Below are 15599 nucleotides of genomic sequence, written 5' to 3'. Positions count from 1 at the left end.
CAAAGTTTACAGTTAGCTCAGGCCGCAATAATTCGCATTATGCTATGATGCGCGCCTTATGCAGCCCCGGAGTGTGCGGCTGCCTGTCAGGACTGACTTTACTAATGGTGAAAGATGAATAACGGCTATCTGGCTTTCCCCCAATTTGATCCGGTGATTTTCTCCGTCGGACCGGTTTCACTGCACTGGTACGGACTGATGTACCTGGTGGGTTTCGTTTTCGCGATGTGGCTGGCAGTTCGCCGTGCTAACAAACCGGGTAGCGGATGGAAAAAAGAAGAAGTAGAAAATCTGCTGTATGCCGGTTTCCTGGGTGTCTTCCTCGGCGGGCGCATCGGCTATGTGTTGTTCTACAATATGCCGCTGTTCCTGGATAACCCGCTGTACCTGTTTAAAGTCTGGGATGGCGGCATGTCTTTCCACGGAGGCCTGATTGGGGTGATCGTGGTGATGCTGATCTTCGCCTGGCGCACCAAACGCAATTTCTTCCAGGTTTCTGATTTTATGGCACCGCTGATCCCATTTGGGTTGGGTGCTGGCCGACTCGGCAACTTTATTAACGGTGAGCTGTGGGGCCGCGTTGACCCCAATCTGCCGTGGGCGATGTTGTTCCCTGGCTCGCGTAGCGAAGATATCGCCCTGGTCGCAACCCATCCTGAATGGCAGCAGTTGTTGTCAACCTACGGTGTATTGCCACGTCATCCTTCACAGCTTTATGAGCTGATCCTTGAAGGTATCGTGCTGTTTATCATCCTCAACGTCTTCATTCGTAAATCTCGCCCGATGGGCGCGGTATCTGGGCTGTTCCTGATTGGCTACGGTGCGTTCCGTATTATCGTTGAATTCTTCCGTCAGCCTGACCAGCAGCTTGGCCTGTTCAGCGGCATCAGCATGGGGCAGATCCTCTCTGTACCAATGATTGTGGCTGGCGTGATTATGATGATTTGGGCGTATCGTCGTCGTCCGCAGCCACAGCTTCGTGAGGAAAAATGAAACAGTATCTGGCGTTAATGCAGCATGTGCTCGACCAGGGCACGCCGAAAAATGATCGTACCGGCACCGGCACATTGTCGATTTTTGGTCATCAGATGCGTTTCAATTTGCAGGAAGGTTTCCCGCTGGTTACCACCAAAAAGTGCCATCTGCGCTCGATTATTCATGAGCTGCTGTGGTTCCTGAACGGTGACACCAACATCGCGTACCTGAAAGAAAATAAGGTCTCGATCTGGGACGAGTGGGCTGATGAAAATGGCGATCTTGGCCCGGTTTACGGCAAACAGTGGCGCAGCTGGGGAGCACCCGATGGTGCTCAGATTGACCAGCTGACGAAAGTGGTCGAACAGCTGAAAAGCGACCCGGACTCCCGTCGCATCATTGTTTCCGCCTGGAATGTCGGTGAGCTGGATCAGATGGCGCTGGCACCCTGTCATGCGTTTTTCCAGTTCTACGTGGCTGATGGCAAGCTCTCTTGCCAGCTTTATCAGCGCTCCTGCGATATCTTCCTCGGCCTGCCGTTTAACATCGCCAGCTATGCGCTGCTGGTGCATATGATGGCGCAGCAGTGTGACCTGGAAGTCGGTGATTTTGTCTGGACGGGCGGGGATACTCATCTGTACAGCAACCACCTTGAGCAGACGCGTTTGCAGTTAACGCGTGAGCCGCGTGCGCTGCCGAAGCTGGTGATCAAACGTAAACCGGCTTCCCTCTTCGACTATCGTTTCGACGACTTCGAGATTGAAGGCTACGATCCGCATCCGGCAATTAAAGCCCCGGTCGCAATCTAGACCTGCATGCCCCCTTAACCGGGGGCATCACCTTTCGACAAAACCCTCTCTGTTGTTGATGTTACCGCTTTATCTCTCCTCACTGGCTTGTTCACCTCCCTGTATTTTCCCCAACATTAAGAGCCTTCTTGTCATCTGAATGAAAGCACATGCAAGTGGGCAATCAGTCTGGAAGACGGCGCGCAACCCTGCCAACTGCCGCTGGTTTGAGCGAACGGAAAGCGCACACTGTCGTGCATGAAAACGAAAAACGTGCGCGGGTTTACCCTGCTGGAAATGATGGTGGTAGTGACGATTGTCAGTCTGCTGAGCCTGGGCGCATGGAGCGGCTGGCACAGCTGGCAGCAGCGGCAGCAACTGAACGACAGTGCCCAGCAGATCCAGCGTCTGCTGCAACGGCTGCGCAGTGATGCCAACTGGCACAATACTGTGCATCTCTTGTGGCTGAAATCCGCCGGGCGCTGGTGCCTGGGGGCGGGGACGGCAGATTGTCTGAGCATCACAAAACATACGTTACGTGCACCGCACCCCGGCGTGAGCGTTGAGCTGGTCACCAGCGATTTAGGGTTTTATGGCAAGAAAAATACCGCCCATCCCGGCAGTATTTTAATCGGCAACGCAGCCGGTAAGCGGCGGATTGTTGTCTCGTCTCGTGGACGGGTACGCATCTGTTCACCCTCTGAAGAGAACTGTCGATGAAGGCCCAGGGATTCACGCTGCTGGAAATGCTGATGGCGATGGCGATTGGCAGCATGTTAATGCTGTCAGCGGCGCGCACGCTGCCGCAGCTTCAGGCACAAAACCTGCGTCTCATGATGCAGACCCAACTGCATGAGGATCTTCAGCAGATCATGCACACCCTGGAAAAAGCCGTGCGGCGTGCCGGGTACTGCCACGGCAACTGCCGTGATGCTGCACAACCCGGGTTACACATCTCAGCGGGATGCCTGCTGGTGCGCTGGGATGAAAACAGTAATGGCCGCTGGGAAGCGCCGGGGCGTGAGGACAGTGAAGTTTATGGTTACCGTCTGCGTGGCACCAGTCTGGAAATGCAGCGTGGCGTCACAGACTGCCAGGGCGGCGGTTGGGAAAGGCTGAATGACCCCCGGCGCGTTGGCATCCGTGTTTTTCAGCTGGTCCAGACAGGGCGCCAGATCAAGGTCAGCCTCAGTGGTTTTGCGCAGCGCGATCCGGGTATCGTGCGCGATCTGGAACACTGGCTGACGGCGGAGAATCTGTGATGCAGACATCGACACAGCGGGGTAGCGGGGCACTCGTTATGGTGATGATGATCCTGCTGATGGGAACTCTGATGCTCAACACCACACGACGGCAGCTTGATGATTCAATGAGCCAGGTGGGCGATGAACGACATTACCTTCAGCAGTTTACCGGGGCGATGTCCGCCCTGGCCTGGGGCGAACGTTTGCACTGGGTTGCGGCTGAAGAGTGGCATTGCCAGCAGCAAGCGGAGCATCACTGGCGTGCCTGTTTTCAGCCCGTTGATCAATTACTGCGCGGTGACAGTGGGCCAGATACGCTGGCACTTTATCGCTGGGTCGGTCAGCAAGCGAACGGGACTTTACAGGCACAGCCGCACGGCTGGCTGGATTACTGCCCCTTGACCGGGGAGGGGGCCTGCGATGTCAACTAGTCACACGCAGCAGGGATTTAGCCTGGTGGAAATCCTGTTTTCTCTGCTGTTGTTCAGCCTGAGTTACACGGCGTTGCTGCACTACCAGCAGGTGCTGGGGCAGGGTTTCCACTGGCAGTGGCAGCAGCGCGATGCCTGGTGGCAGGCTTTCCAGCGACGAGAGGGGAAGGCGACCGCAGGCTGGCAAATACAGCAACAGTCACGTAGCGGCCCACAGGGTTGCCAACTGATCACCGTGCAGGCAATCAGCCCCGCCGGGCGGCGTGCCGAACTGACGCACCTCCAGTGCGATGAGAGAAACCGATAACATAGTGACATTTGCAAGCCGGGCTTATCGGGTTACAGTAGCCTCCGGCGTATTGTTTAAGGGCATATTTGTATGTTTACCGTGTACCACTCCAATCAGTTGGATTTGCTAAAAACACTGGCGTGCTGGCAGATAGAAAACCAGCCGCTGGGCGATCCACTGCGTTCTGAAGTGGTGCTGGTACAAAGCCCGGGCATGGCGCAGTGGCTGCAAATGTCGCTGGCCGAAGAGTTCGGCATTGCCGCGAATATCGACTTTCCCCTGCCCGCCAGTTTTATCTGGGACATGTTTGTCCGCGTGCTGCCGGAGATCCCGAAAGAGAGTGCCTTTAATAAATCCAGCATGAGCTGGAAGCTGATGGCTATCCTGCCCGGAATGCTGGGCGGTGAAGAATTTGAAATGCTGCGTCATTATCTCAGCGATGGCGACGACCGTAAGCTGTTCCAGCTGGCGTCCCGCGTGGCGGATCTCTTTGACCAGTATCTGGTCTATCGCCCTCACTGGCTGAACAGCTGGGAAAAAGGGCAGTTGGTGGATGATCTGGGGGAATCCCAATGCTGGCAGGCACCGCTGTGGGCTGCGCTGGTTGACTACACGGATAAACTCGGCCAGCCAGAATGGCACCGTGCCAACCTCTATCAGCGCTTTATTGCCCGGCTGGACAACAGCGGTGAACGCCCGGCTAACCTCCCCGATCGTGTGTTTATCTGTGGTATCTCAGCACTGCCGCCGGTTTACCTGCAAGCCCTCCAGGCTTTGGGTAAACATATTGATATCCATCTGCTTTTCACGAATCCCTGCCGTCACTACTGGGGCGACATTCAGGATTATGGTTTCCTGGCAAAATTACAAAGCCGCCATCGTCGCCATTATCAGGATAACCGCGAGATCCCCCAGTTTCGTGACAGCGATGCAGCCCCAGGGCTGTTTAATGAAGGCGGTGAACAGCAGCTGAGTAACCCGTTGCTGGCCTCCTGGGGCAAGTTGGGGCGTGACAATTTGTACCTGCTGGCGCAAATGGAACCGAATGAAGTCTTTGCCTTTGTCGATATTGAGCCGACAAACCTGCTGCATGCCCTGAAGCGGGATTTGCTGGAGCTGGAAGATCATGCCGCGATTGGCCTGAAGCAAAGTGAATGGTCTACGAGTCGTAGCAAGCGGGTGCTCTCCCCTGAAGATCGTTCGGTGGCGATCCACCTCTGTCACAGCCCACAGCGCGAGGTGGAGGTGCTCCAGGATCGGCTGCTGGCCATGATGGCTGACGACCCGTCGCTGACCCCGCGCGATATTATCGTCATGGTGGCTGACATTGACGCTTATACCCCGTTTATTCAGGCGGTGTTTGGCAATGCTCCGGCCGATCGCGCGTTGCCGTTTGCTATTTCCGACCGCCGTGCCAGCCAGGCGCACCCGGCATTGCAGGCTTTTATCTCGTTGCTCAGTTTGCCGGAAAGCCGCTTTACCGCCGAGGATGTGCTGGCGTTGCTGGAAGTGCCTGCACTCGCCAGCCGTTTTACCGTGGATGAAGAAGGATTACGTCTGCTGCGCCACTGGGTTGCGGAGTCCGGCGTTCGCTGGGGGCTTGATGATGACAGCGTGCGCGATTTGGATCTGCCTGCTACCGGCCAGCACACCTGGCATTTTGGTCTGACGCGTATGCTGCTGGGCTATGCTATGAACAGCGAGGCCGGGGACTGGCAGGGTATCCTGCCTTACGATGAATCCAGCGGGCTGATTGCAGAACTGGCCGGAAACCTTGCTGAACTGCTGATGCAGCTCAACCGCTGGCGGCAGTGGCTGAGTGAACCCCGTGAACTCCAGCACTGGCTGCCGCTGTGCCGCCAAATGCTGGATGATTTCTTTACCAGTGACGCAGAAACCGAAGCGGCGCTGACGCTGATTGAAGAGCAGTGGCAGCAGGCGATCAACTACGGCGTGGAGGCAGGTTATCAGCAGGCCGTGCCGCTGACGCTACTGCGTGATGAGCTGTCGTCACGCCTCGACCAGCAGCGCATCAGCCAGCGCTTCCTCGCCGGCCCGGTTAACTTCTGTACTCTGATGCCCATGCGTTCGATCCCGTTTAAAGTCGTCTGTCTGCTGGGAATGAACGACGGCGTATATCCGCGTACGCTGCCGCCGCTGGGCTTTGACTTAATGAGCCAGCAGTCGCAGAAGGGGGACCGTAGTCGCCGTGACGATGACCGTTATCTGTTCCTCGAAGCGCTGAACTCGGCGCAGCAACAGCTGTATATCAGCTACATCGGCCGCTCGATTCAGGATAATACGGAACGTTACCCCTCTGTGCTGGTCAGTGAATTAGTGGAATACATCAGTCAGAGCTTCTGCCTGGAGCAGGACCGCGATCGGGATGTCGACAGCAGCGCAAAAGCCGTCGTGGAGCATCTGCACCATTTGCATAGCCGGATGCCCTTTGCCGCGGAAAACTTCAGCGCTGAATCGGAGTTCCGCAGCTTTGCCGCTGAATGGCTCCCTGCTGCCAGCGCACAGGGGACGGCACACCCGCCGTTTATGCAGGTACTGCCTGATGAAAGTACGGATGAGCTCAGCTTCGACAAGCTGGCGCGCTTCTGGCGCCATCCGGTCAGGGCTTTTTTCAGCCTGCGTCTTGGGGTCAGCTTCCATCTTGAAGAGACCGGGCTGCCCGATGCGGAACCTTTTTCTTTACAGGGTCTGAGCCGCTATCAGGTCAACACTCAACTGCTTAACAGCCTGATTGAGGGCAGTGAAAGCGAACGATTGTATGCCCGTCAGCGCGCCGCCGGGGCGTTACCCTATGGGGCCTTTGGCGAACTGTTCTGGCAGGAACAGGAGCAGGAGATGAGCGAGCTGGCGGGGCGCGTACGTGAACTGCGGGCGGCGGCTGAGAGCTGGGAGATCGCACTGGAAGTGGGGGGCGTGACCTTAAACGGCTGGCTGCCCCAGGTACAGGACAGCGGATTGCTGCGCTGGCGGCCCGGCATTCTCAACTTCAATGATGGCCTGACGCTGTGGCTGGAGCACCTGGTGTACTGTTCGATGGGGGGCACCGGCAGCAGTAGGATGTTGGGACGCAAAGAGAGCGAATGGCATTTCACTCCGCTGGCCCCTGCTGCTGCAAAGCAGCAGCTTGCCGGGTATGTTGACGGTTATCGTCAGGGCATGTGTGCGCCACTGCTGCTGACCGCATCCGGCGGTGCCTGGTTGAAAGCCTGCTTTGATGAGAAAGCGGGCGCGGTGCTGCGCGATGACGCAACGCTGAAAAAAGCACGCGGGAAACTGTTGCTGAGCTGGCAGGGAAATTATCAGGTTGACGGCGAGGGCACAGACCCTTATCTGCAACGTTTACTGCGTACCCTGGATAGCAATAGCGAACAAGAGATGGCCGTGCAGGCAGAGCGGTGGTTGCTGCCGTTACTGGTGCATAATAGTTGATGTTTTCAGGACATTCAGGGCGACATCCTGTAGTGTTTTTATTGTGTTAGCGTATGTCACGTCACACAGCCGTACGCTGAAATTTGTAAGCCGATGTTCATCTGGCGGGAAGCCGGATAACACCAGCCCGTTGAGGAGTTTGAATGCGTCGTTATGCAGTCTGGTTAGCTTGTTTTGTTTCCGTCTCGATGTTCAGCCCACTGACACTTGCTCAGACCGGCTGGCAGCCCCTCACTGAAACCATCCGTAAAAGTGAGAAGGACCCACGCCAGTATCAGGCCATTAAGCTCGATAATGGCATGACCGTTCTGCTGGTGTCCGACGCGCAGGCCACGAAATCGCTGGCAGCGCTGACGCTGCCGGTCGGCTCACTGGAAAACCCAACCGATCAACTTGGCCTGGCACACTACCTCGAACATATGGTGTTGATGGGCTCAAAACGTTACCCGCAGCCGGATAACCTCGCTGAATTCCTCAAAAAACACGGTGGCAGCCATAACGCCAGCACCGCGTCTTATCGCACCGCGTTCTACCTGGAAGTGGAAAACGATGCCCTGCAACCCGCCGTCGACCGCCTGGCCGATGCTATCGCTGAACCGCTGCTCGACCCGGTGAATGCTGACCGCGAGCGCCATGCAGTGAACGCCGAGCTGACGATGGCCCGTTCGCGTGACGGTCTGCGCATGGCGCAGGTCGGTGCTGAAACTCTCAATCCAGAACACCCCAGCTCACGCTTCTCTGGCGGGAATCTGGAAACCCTGCGCGATAAACCGGGCAGCAAACTGCACGATGCGCTGAAGGCCTTTTACCATCGCTACTACTCCGCCAACTTAATGAAGGCAGTGATCTACGGTAATCAGCCACTGCCGGAGCTGGAGAAAATTGCCGCCGCAACCTTTGGGCGCGTGGAAAACCGCCATGCCACGGTGCCGGATATCACCGTTCCGGTGGTGACCGACCAGCAGAAAGGCGTGATCATTCACTACGTGCCGGCCCAGCCACGTAAGCAGCTGAAAATCGAATTCCGCATCGATAACAACAGCGACAAATTCCGCAGCAAAACGGACACGCTGATCGGGTATCTGATTGGTAACCGCAGCAAAAATACGCTCTCAGACTGGCTGCAAAATCAGGGCCTGGCGGATTCCATCAGTGCGGGTGCTGACCCGATGATCGACCGCAACGGTGGCGTGTTCTCCATCGCTATCTCCCTGACCGATAAAGGCCAGGCTAACCGGGATGAAGTGATTGCCGCCGTATTCAGCTACCTGAAAACGCTGCGTACTCAGGGCATTGATAAGCGCTACTTTGATGAAGTGTCTCACGTGTTGGATCTGGACTTTCGTTATCCGTCGATTACCCGCGACATGGACTACATCGAATGGCTGGTGGATACCATGCTGCGCGTACCGGTCGAGGATACGCTGGTCGCCCCGTATATTGCCGACCAGTTTGATCCGCAGGCGGTTAACGCCCGTCTGGATGGCATGACGCCACAAAATGCGCGTATCTGGTTTATCAGCCCGAAAGAGCCACACAATAAAACCGCTTACTTTGTCGATGCGCCTTATCAGGTCGACCGTATTTCTGCACAGCGCTTTACTGACTGGCAGGCTGCTGGCGACAAAATCAGTCTGTCGTTGCCCGTTCTGAATCCTTACATCCCGGATGATTTCAGCCTGATCAAGGCCGATAAAAAGTATCAGCGCCCGGAAGAGCTGGTGAATCAGAAAGGGCTGCGCGTGTTCTACATGCCAAGCCAGTACTACGCCGATGAGCCTAAAGCTAATATCACCCTGGCCCTGCGTAACAAGGCGTCAATGAGCACCGCGCAAAATCAGGTGTTGTTTGCGCTTAATGATTATCTGGCGGGGGTTGCGCTGGATGAACTGAGTTCCCAGGCTTCTGTCGGTGGCATCAGTTTTTCCACCAGTGAAGATGACGGCGTTTCCTTTAGTGCCAGCGGGTTCACGCAGCGTTTGCCGAAGTTGATGGGCCAACTGCTGGACGGTTACGCCAGCTTTACCCCAACGGAACAGCAGCTGGAACAGGCGAAATCCTGGTATCTGGAGCGTCTGGATTCGGCCGAAAAAGGCAAAGCGTTTGAGCTGGCGATTCAGCCTGCGCAACTGCTGTCACAGCTGCCTTACACGCAACGCAGTGAACGCCGTAAACTGGTGCCTGCCATCACGCTACAACAGCTACTAGACTACCGTAAAATGCTGCTGGAACAATCCACTCCGGAACTGATGGTGGTAGGGAATATGACGCCGGATGCCGTGCGTAAGCTGGCCACTGACGTTAAAAATCAGCTTAACTGCGAAGGCAGCGACTGGTGGCACAGTGAGCACGTGACGGTGGATAAAAAAGTGCTGGCTAACCTGCAACAGCCCGGTAGCAGCACCGACTCTGCACTGGCCGCCGTCTATATTCCGCTGGGCTTCCCTGAGTATCAGAGCATGGCCAGCAGTGCGATGCTGAGCCAGATTATTCAGCCGTGGTTCTACAATCAGCTCCGTACGGAAGAGCAACTCGGCTATGCGGTCTTCTCCTTCCAGATGCCGGTGGGCCGTCAGTGGGGCATCGGCTTCCTGCTGCAAAGTAACGTGAAGCAACCCGCTTATCTGCTGAAGCGCTTTGAGGCGTTTTATCCAACGGCTGAGAAGCGCCTGCGTGAAATGAGCCACGAAGATTTTGCTCAGTATCAGGCTGCGATGATCAACGAACTGAAGCAGCGCCCGCAAACGCTGGATGAGGAAGCCGGGCGCTTTAGCAAAGATTTCGATCGTGAGAACTACCATTTCGATACCCGCGAGAAGGTGATTGCGCAGATCCAGACGTTAACGCCGCAGGGGCTGGCTGACTTCTTCCATCAGGCTGTCATTGCGCCGAGTGGGCTGGCGTTGTTGTCCCAGGTGTCCGGCAGCCGCCACGGCAAAGCTGACTATGCTGCACCATCAGGCTGGAAGACCTGGAAGGATCTCTCTACCTTGCAGCAATCATTACCAGTGAGTCAGGATCAGCCATGAACCAACGGGTGCCTGAAAGGCTTGAGCCGTTAACCCTGCCACTGCACGGCGAGCGGCTGATTGAGGCGTCCGCCGGAACCGGGAAAACCTTCACCATCGGACTGCTCTATCTGCGCCTGTTATTGGGGGTGGGCGGTGAAGCGGCGTTCAGTCGCCCGTTGTCAGTGGAAGAGATTCTGGTTGTGACGTTTACCGAGGCGGCAACGGCGGAGCTGCGCGGGCGTATCCGTGCCAATATCCACGAGCTGCGCATTGCCTGCGTTCGCGGTGAAAGTCATAACCCGATGCTCTCGGCTCTGATGTCTGAAGTGGCGGATTTATCGCAGGCAGCATCAATGCTGCTGGCCGCCGAACGGCAGATGGATGAGGCCGGTATCTTTACTATTCACGGTTTCTGCCAGCGCATGCTGAATCTCAATGCTTTTGAATCCGGCATGCTGTTTGAACAGGAGTTGATTGAGGACGAAACCCCGTTGCGCCGTCGCGCAACGGCCGATTTCTGGCGTCGTCACTGCTATCCGTTGCCGCTGCCAGTGGCGCGCGTGGTGCGTCAACTGTGGGAAGGGCCGGAGCAACTGCTGAAAACGCTTTCGCCGTGGCTGGGGGGAGAAGCGCCAGCGCTCAAATCAGCGCCAGACCGCGATGAAACGCTGGAGCAGCGCCATGAGAAAATCATCGCCCACATCGACCAACTGAAACAGGCATGGCTGGCGGCAGGCGATTTGCAGTCGCTGGTTGAGTCCTCCGGTGTGGACAAGCGCAGTTACAGTAGTAAGCACTTACCTAACTGGCTGGAAAAAATTACCCAGTGGGCGCAGGCAGCAACGGAAGACTATGAGGTCGCGAAAGACCTTGAGCGTTTTGGTCAGCGCGTGCTGTCGGATAAAACCAAGAAAGGCGAGCCGCCACGGCATCCGTTGTTTGACCAGATTGATGCCTTCCTCGCAGAGCCTCTGTCATTGCGCGACCTGGTGATTGCCCGGGCGTTGCACGAGGTGCGTTTTGTGACCCAGCAGGAGAAACGCCTGCATGCGCAGATGGGGTTTGATGACTTGCTGGGGCGTTTTGATGCTGCATTGCAGCAGCCGGGGGGGGCCGCGCTGGCAGCGGCAATCCGTCAGCGTTATCCGGTTGCCCTGATTGATGAATTCCAGGACACCGATCCCCAGCAATACCGCATCTTCCACACGCTGTATGCGCGGCAGCCAGACAGTGCACTGCTGCTGATCGGCGATCCGAAACAGGCTATCTACGCCTTCCGTGGTGCGGATATCTTTACCTATATGAAGGCGCGAGCAGAAGTTAGTGCTCACTATACGCTTGAGACTAACTGGCGCTCATCACCGGCGATGGTGGATGGCGTTAATAAGCTGTTTTTGCACCAGGTAAACCCGTTTTTATTCAATGATATCCCGTTTATTACCGTCAGCCCGGCAGAGCCGAACGCCACCCTGAGCTTTAGCCTGGAGGGAGCAGAACAGCCGGCTTTGCAGTTCTGGTTGCAGCCCGGCGAGGGCGTTGGGGTCAGTGATTACCAGCAGTTTATGGCGCGCCAGTGTGCCGCGGAAATTCGCCGCTGGCTCAGTGCCGGGCAGCAGGGCACCGCGATGATCGGTAAGGCCGGTAAACAGCAGCCGGTGCGTGCCTCGGATATCACGATTCTGGTGCGTAGCCGTAGTGAGGCCTCGGTGATGCGTGAGGCATTAAACGGCCTGGCAATCCCCTCGGTGTATCTCTCCAACCGTGACAGCGTATTTACCACACCGGAAGCCCGCGAAATGCTGTGGCTGTTGCAGGCGGTGCTGGCACCGGAGCAGGAGCGTGTTCTGCGCAGTGCGCTGGCCAGCAGCCTGCTGGGCCTTGATGCCAGGGCACTGGATGCGCTGAACCAGGACGAACGGGCCTGGGATGCCCTGGTGGATGAATTTGCCGACTACCGCCAGCGTTGGTTAAAGCGCGGTGTACTGCCGATGCTGCGCGATCTGATGGTGAAACGGCATATTGCGGAAAACCTCCTGGCGTCCGACAGCGGGGAACGCCGTCTGACCGATCTGCTGCATCTGGGTGAACTGTTGCAGGAGGCTGCAGCCACCCTCGACAGTGAACATGCGCTGGTGCGTTGGCTCGCTCAGCAGGTGGAACAGCCGGACGGGCAAGTGGCTAACCAGCAGTTGCGCCTGGAGAGCGATCGTAACCTGGTGCAGATTGTCACCATCCATAAATCGAAAGGTTTACAGTATCCGCTGGTGTGGTTGCCATTTGTTGCCAACTTCCGCGAGGCGGAAAACGGCGTTTATCACGATCGTCAAACCTTCGAAGCGTTGCTCGACTTACAACAAGGGGAAGAGAGCGTGGCGCTGGCCGAGCAGGAAAGGCTGGCAGAAGATCTGCGCTTGCTGTATGTGGCGCTGACGCGCTCGGTTTACCACTGTAGCGTCGGTATTGCTCCCCTGATTAAAGGCACACGTAAAAAAGAGGGCGACAGCGACCTGCACCGCAGCGCGTTGGGCTACTTGATCCAGCAAGGCGAAGCGGCAGATGCCGCAGGATTAAGGACGGCACTGCTGAGCCTGCAAAGTGATGCGACCGCGGTCGTTATTCCGCAGGAACCGGACGATACGCCGTGGCAGCCACAGCACGAAGACCCACAGCGCCTGAGCAGCCAGCAGTTACAACGTACCCTGCGCGATGACTGGCGAGTGACCAGTTATTCCGGCCTGCAACAGCACGGACATGCGCCCGCGCTGGACCTGCTGCCCCGGCTGGATGTTGATGCGGTGGGGGAAGCCAGCGATGAGCTGTTACCACAGCTTACGCCGCACACTTTCCCGCGCGGAGCGGCACCGGGCACCTTCCTGCATGGATTGTTCGAAACCCTCGAATTTACCGCACCGTTGGAAGATGACTGGCTGGCGCTTCAGCTTAGTCGTCAGGGGCTGGACGAGGCCTGGCATCCGGTGATGCATGACTGGCTCGGGCGTATTTTGCATACGCCGCTCAATGACAGTGGCGTGAGCCTGGATCAGCTTGCACCTGAAGCCCGGCGAGTTGAGCTGCAATTTTATCTGCCGATTTCACGTCTTCTGACGGCTGATGCACTGGACCAGGTGGTGCGCCAGGACCCGCTTTCGGCTGACTGCCCGCCGCTCGATTTTTATCAGGTGCAGGGCATGCTGAAAGGCTTTATCGATTTGGTCTTTTGCTGGCAGGGAAAATATTACCTGCTGGATTACAAATCGAACTGGCTGGGTGAGGACAGTAGCGCTTACACGCGTCCGGCTATGGCGCAGGCGATGCAGTCACATCGCTACGACCTGCAGTACCAGCTTTACACGCTGGCGCTGCATCGCTATCTGCGGCACCGTCTGGCGGACTATGACTACGAACGTCATTTCGGTGGCGTGATTTATCTGTTCCTGCGTGGCCTGGACGGGACGGAGGGAAGCAATGGCATTTACAGCACGCGGCCCCAGGCAGACTTTGTCACTGCGCTTGACCAGCTGTTTGCTAACAACGCGGAGCAGGGCGCATGACGCTGACAGAAGGATTAAAGCAGGCGCAGCGACTGCGGCTATTGCGACCCCTTGATGTGCAGTTTGCGCAGATGGTGGCGACAGCAGAGCAACCGGCACTGATGCTGGCGGCCGCACTGGTCAGTCGCGATGCGGGGGAAGGGCACGTCTGTCTGCCGCTGGACCAACTGCATCCTGAGGCTTTTTTTGCCGGCCGTCACCCGGAGCTGGCGCAGGCACTGTGGCAGGCGGCAGGAGCACCACAGGACTGGGCTGATACATTACTGGCACAAACCGCCGTCAGCAACGGGGAGTCAGCGACGCCGCTGGTGTTACATCAACAGCGGCTGTATCTGCACCGGATGTGGCAGAGCGAAGGGGAAGTGGCGCAGTTTGTGCAGCGCCAGCAGCATGCCGTCGCACTGGATGAGGCGCAGGTGCGCCAGACGCTTGACCGCTATTTCGGCCAGCAGCCTGACGACTGGCAGAAAATTGCCGCTGCCGTGGCGCTCACCCGTCAGGTTGCAGTGATTTCAGGCGGGCCGGGCACCGGGAAGACCACAACGGTGGCGAAATTACTCGCCAGCCTGATTGAGCTATCAGTGACGGCGCCACGGATTGAACTGGCAGCTCCAACCGGGAAAGCGGCAGCCCGACTCACGGAGTCACTGGGAAAAACGCTACAGGAACTGACGCTGGACGAGGAGATTCGCAGCCGTTTTCCGACGGAGGCGACCACGCTGCACCGCCTGCTGGGCGCACTGCCAGGCAGCCAACGCATGCGTTACCACCGGGGTAATCCGTTGCATCTGGACGTGCTGGTGGTGGATGAAGCCTCAATGGTCGATCTGCCGATGCTGGCTAACCTGATCGCGGCGCTGCCTTCACAGGCACGAGTGATCTTCCTGGGTGACCGCGACCAGCTTGCCTCGGTAGAGGCGGGTGCCGTATTGGGGGATATCTGCCGCTGTGCCGAATTCGGTTACAGCCTGGAGCGTGCCGCTGAACTCACGCGTCTGACGGGGTGTGACGTTGCCGGGCGTGAGGATGCCAGTGCTTCTGTGGTGCGCGATATGATCTGCCTGCTGCGGAAAAGCTACCGTTTTACAGCGTCATCAGGTATTGGTCAGCTGGCGCTGGCGGTCAACGCCGGTGAGGTGAAGCGGGTTGAGCAGGTCTTCAGCGGTGGATTTACGGATATTCGTCGCCAGGCACTGAGCAGCAGCGAGGATTACCAGCAGCTGTTGAATGACTGTGTGGCGGGTTATCGCGGCTATCTGAAATTGCTCGCCGCCGGAGCGCCGCCTGCTGAGGTTTTGGCGGAGTTTGGCCGATTCCAACTGCTGTGCGCCCTGCGCGAGGGGCCATTTGGGGTTGCCGGGCTGAATGAACGCATTGAGCAGTCGCTGCGCCAGGCGGGGCTGATTCGCCGCGTTGTGGCGATGAACGGCAAGTGGTTTGTCGGGCGGCCTGTGATGATTGCCCGTAATGACCGGGCGCTGGGGTTGTTTAACGGCGATATCGGTATTGCGATGCTGGACGATGAGCAGCAGCTGAAAGTGTTTTTCCCACTGCCCGATGGCAGCATCAAGGCCGTGCAACCGAGTCGCCTGCCGCCGCATGACAGCGCCTGGGCGATGACGGTGCATAAGTCGCAGGGATCGGAGTTTGAACATACGCTGATGGTGTTACCAAATCAGATCATGCCGGTGCTGACGCGTGAGCTGGTGTATACCGCCATCACGCGTGCCAAACGACAGCTAACGCTGTACGCCGATAAAGGCGTGTTTAACGCCGCAGTGAAGATGCGCACGCAAAGGCGCAGTGGGCTGGTGGATCGATTAACGCAGGTTTAGGGGGACGGGCATGCCCGTCCCGGTT

The 15599-nt window shown here is 57.4% G+C and carries 10 protein-coding genes; all 10 read left to right on the top strand.

All coding sequences use genetic code 11. The annotated features are described in order from the left end of the window. The first annotated feature begins 114 nt into the window (after window positions 1–114). The gene (gene lgt, locus WH277_RS06335) at window positions 115–993 is read left to right on the top strand and encodes a prolipoprotein diacylglyceryl transferase (protein WP_339505016.1); all 879 of its coding nucleotides are present in this window, start codon (window positions 115–117) and stop codon (window positions 991–993) included. Beyond that, window positions 990–1784 (top strand): thymidylate synthase, encoded by a 795-nt coding sequence (gene thyA, locus WH277_RS06330; protein WP_133846079.1) that lies wholly within the window; start codon window positions 990–992, stop codon window positions 1782–1784. Before lgt ends, thyA begins: the two co-directional genes overlap by 4 nt. Window positions 1785–2021: 237 nt before the next feature. Next, a complete protein-coding gene (locus WH277_RS06325; protein WP_159337924.1) occupies window positions 2022–2483 on the top strand; it encodes a prepilin-type N-terminal cleavage/methylation domain-containing protein in 462 nt (153 codons plus the stop codon). Next, window positions 2474–3025: a prepilin peptidase-dependent protein gene (locus WH277_RS06320; RefSeq protein WP_133846077.1), complete on the top strand. Its 552-nt coding sequence runs from the start codon at window positions 2474–2476 to the stop codon at window positions 3023–3025. Before WH277_RS06325 ends, WH277_RS06320 begins: the two co-directional genes overlap by 10 nt. Next, window positions 3025–3438 (top strand): DUF2509 family protein, encoded by a 414-nt coding sequence (locus WH277_RS06315; RefSeq protein ID WP_171149557.1) that lies wholly within the window; start codon window positions 3025–3027, stop codon window positions 3436–3438. The genes WH277_RS06320 and WH277_RS06315 overlap by 1 nt, the downstream gene beginning before the upstream one ends. Next, window positions 3428–3745, top strand: coding sequence for a prepilin-type N-terminal cleavage/methylation domain-containing protein (locus WH277_RS06310; RefSeq protein ID WP_167863294.1), 318 nt, complete (start codon window positions 3428–3430; stop codon window positions 3743–3745). The genes WH277_RS06315 and WH277_RS06310 overlap by 11 nt, the downstream gene beginning before the upstream one ends. A 72-nt stretch (window positions 3746–3817) precedes the next feature. Continuing rightward, window positions 3818–7177, top strand: coding sequence for an exodeoxyribonuclease V subunit gamma (recC, locus tag WH277_RS06305; RefSeq protein ID WP_339505013.1), 3360 nt, complete (start codon window positions 3818–3820; stop codon window positions 7175–7177). Between the two features lie 143 nt (window positions 7178–7320). Beyond that, window positions 7321–10206: a pitrilysin gene (gene ptrA, locus WH277_RS06300; RefSeq protein ID WP_339505012.1), complete on the top strand. Its 2886-nt coding sequence runs from the start codon at window positions 7321–7323 to the stop codon at window positions 10204–10206. After that, the gene (recB, locus tag WH277_RS06295; protein ID WP_339505010.1) at window positions 10203–13739 is read left to right on the top strand and encodes an exodeoxyribonuclease V subunit beta; all 3537 of its coding nucleotides are present in this window, start codon (window positions 10203–10205) and stop codon (window positions 13737–13739) included. The genes ptrA and recB overlap by 4 nt, the downstream gene beginning before the upstream one ends. Then, entirely contained in the window at window positions 13736–15574 is a 1839-nt protein-coding gene (gene recD, locus WH277_RS06290) for an exodeoxyribonuclease V subunit alpha (protein ID WP_159337928.1), read from the top strand. The genes recB and recD overlap by 4 nt, the downstream gene beginning before the upstream one ends. The last annotated feature ends 25 nt before the right edge of the window (window positions 15575–15599 follow it).

Source organism: Erwinia sp. MYb416 (assembly GCF_037479575.1).
Taxonomy (GTDB): Bacteria; Pseudomonadota; Gammaproteobacteria; order Enterobacterales; family Enterobacteriaceae; genus Erwinia; species Erwinia rhapontici.
The sequence above is the reverse complement of the archived record's forward strand: the minus strand, read 5'-3'. Positions and strand labels throughout refer to the sequence as shown.

Coding starts and splice junctions, on each gene's coding strand:
- lgt (WP_339505016.1), top strand. CDS start 115: ATGAATAACGGCTATCTGGCTTTCCCCCAATTTGATCCGGTGATTTTC.
- thyA (WP_133846079.1), top strand. CDS start 990: ATGAAACAGTATCTGGCGTTAATGCAGCATGTGCTCGACCAGGGCACG.
- WH277_RS06325 (WP_159337924.1), top strand. CDS start 2,022: ATGAAAACGAAAAACGTGCGCGGGTTTACCCTGCTGGAAATGATGGTG.
- WH277_RS06315 (WP_171149557.1), top strand. CDS start 3,025: ATGCAGACATCGACACAGCGGGGTAGCGGGGCACTCGTTATGGTGATG.
- WH277_RS06310 (WP_167863294.1), top strand. CDS start 3,428: ATGTCAACTAGTCACACGCAGCAGGGATTTAGCCTGGTGGAAATCCTG.
- recC (WP_339505013.1), top strand. CDS start 3,818: ATGTTTACCGTGTACCACTCCAATCAGTTGGATTTGCTAAAAACACTG.
- ptrA (WP_339505012.1), top strand. CDS start 7,321: ATGCGTCGTTATGCAGTCTGGTTAGCTTGTTTTGTTTCCGTCTCGATG.
- recB (WP_339505010.1), top strand. CDS start 10,203: ATGAACCAACGGGTGCCTGAAAGGCTTGAGCCGTTAACCCTGCCACTG.
- recD (WP_159337928.1), top strand. CDS start 13,736: ATGACGCTGACAGAAGGATTAAAGCAGGCGCAGCGACTGCGGCTATTG.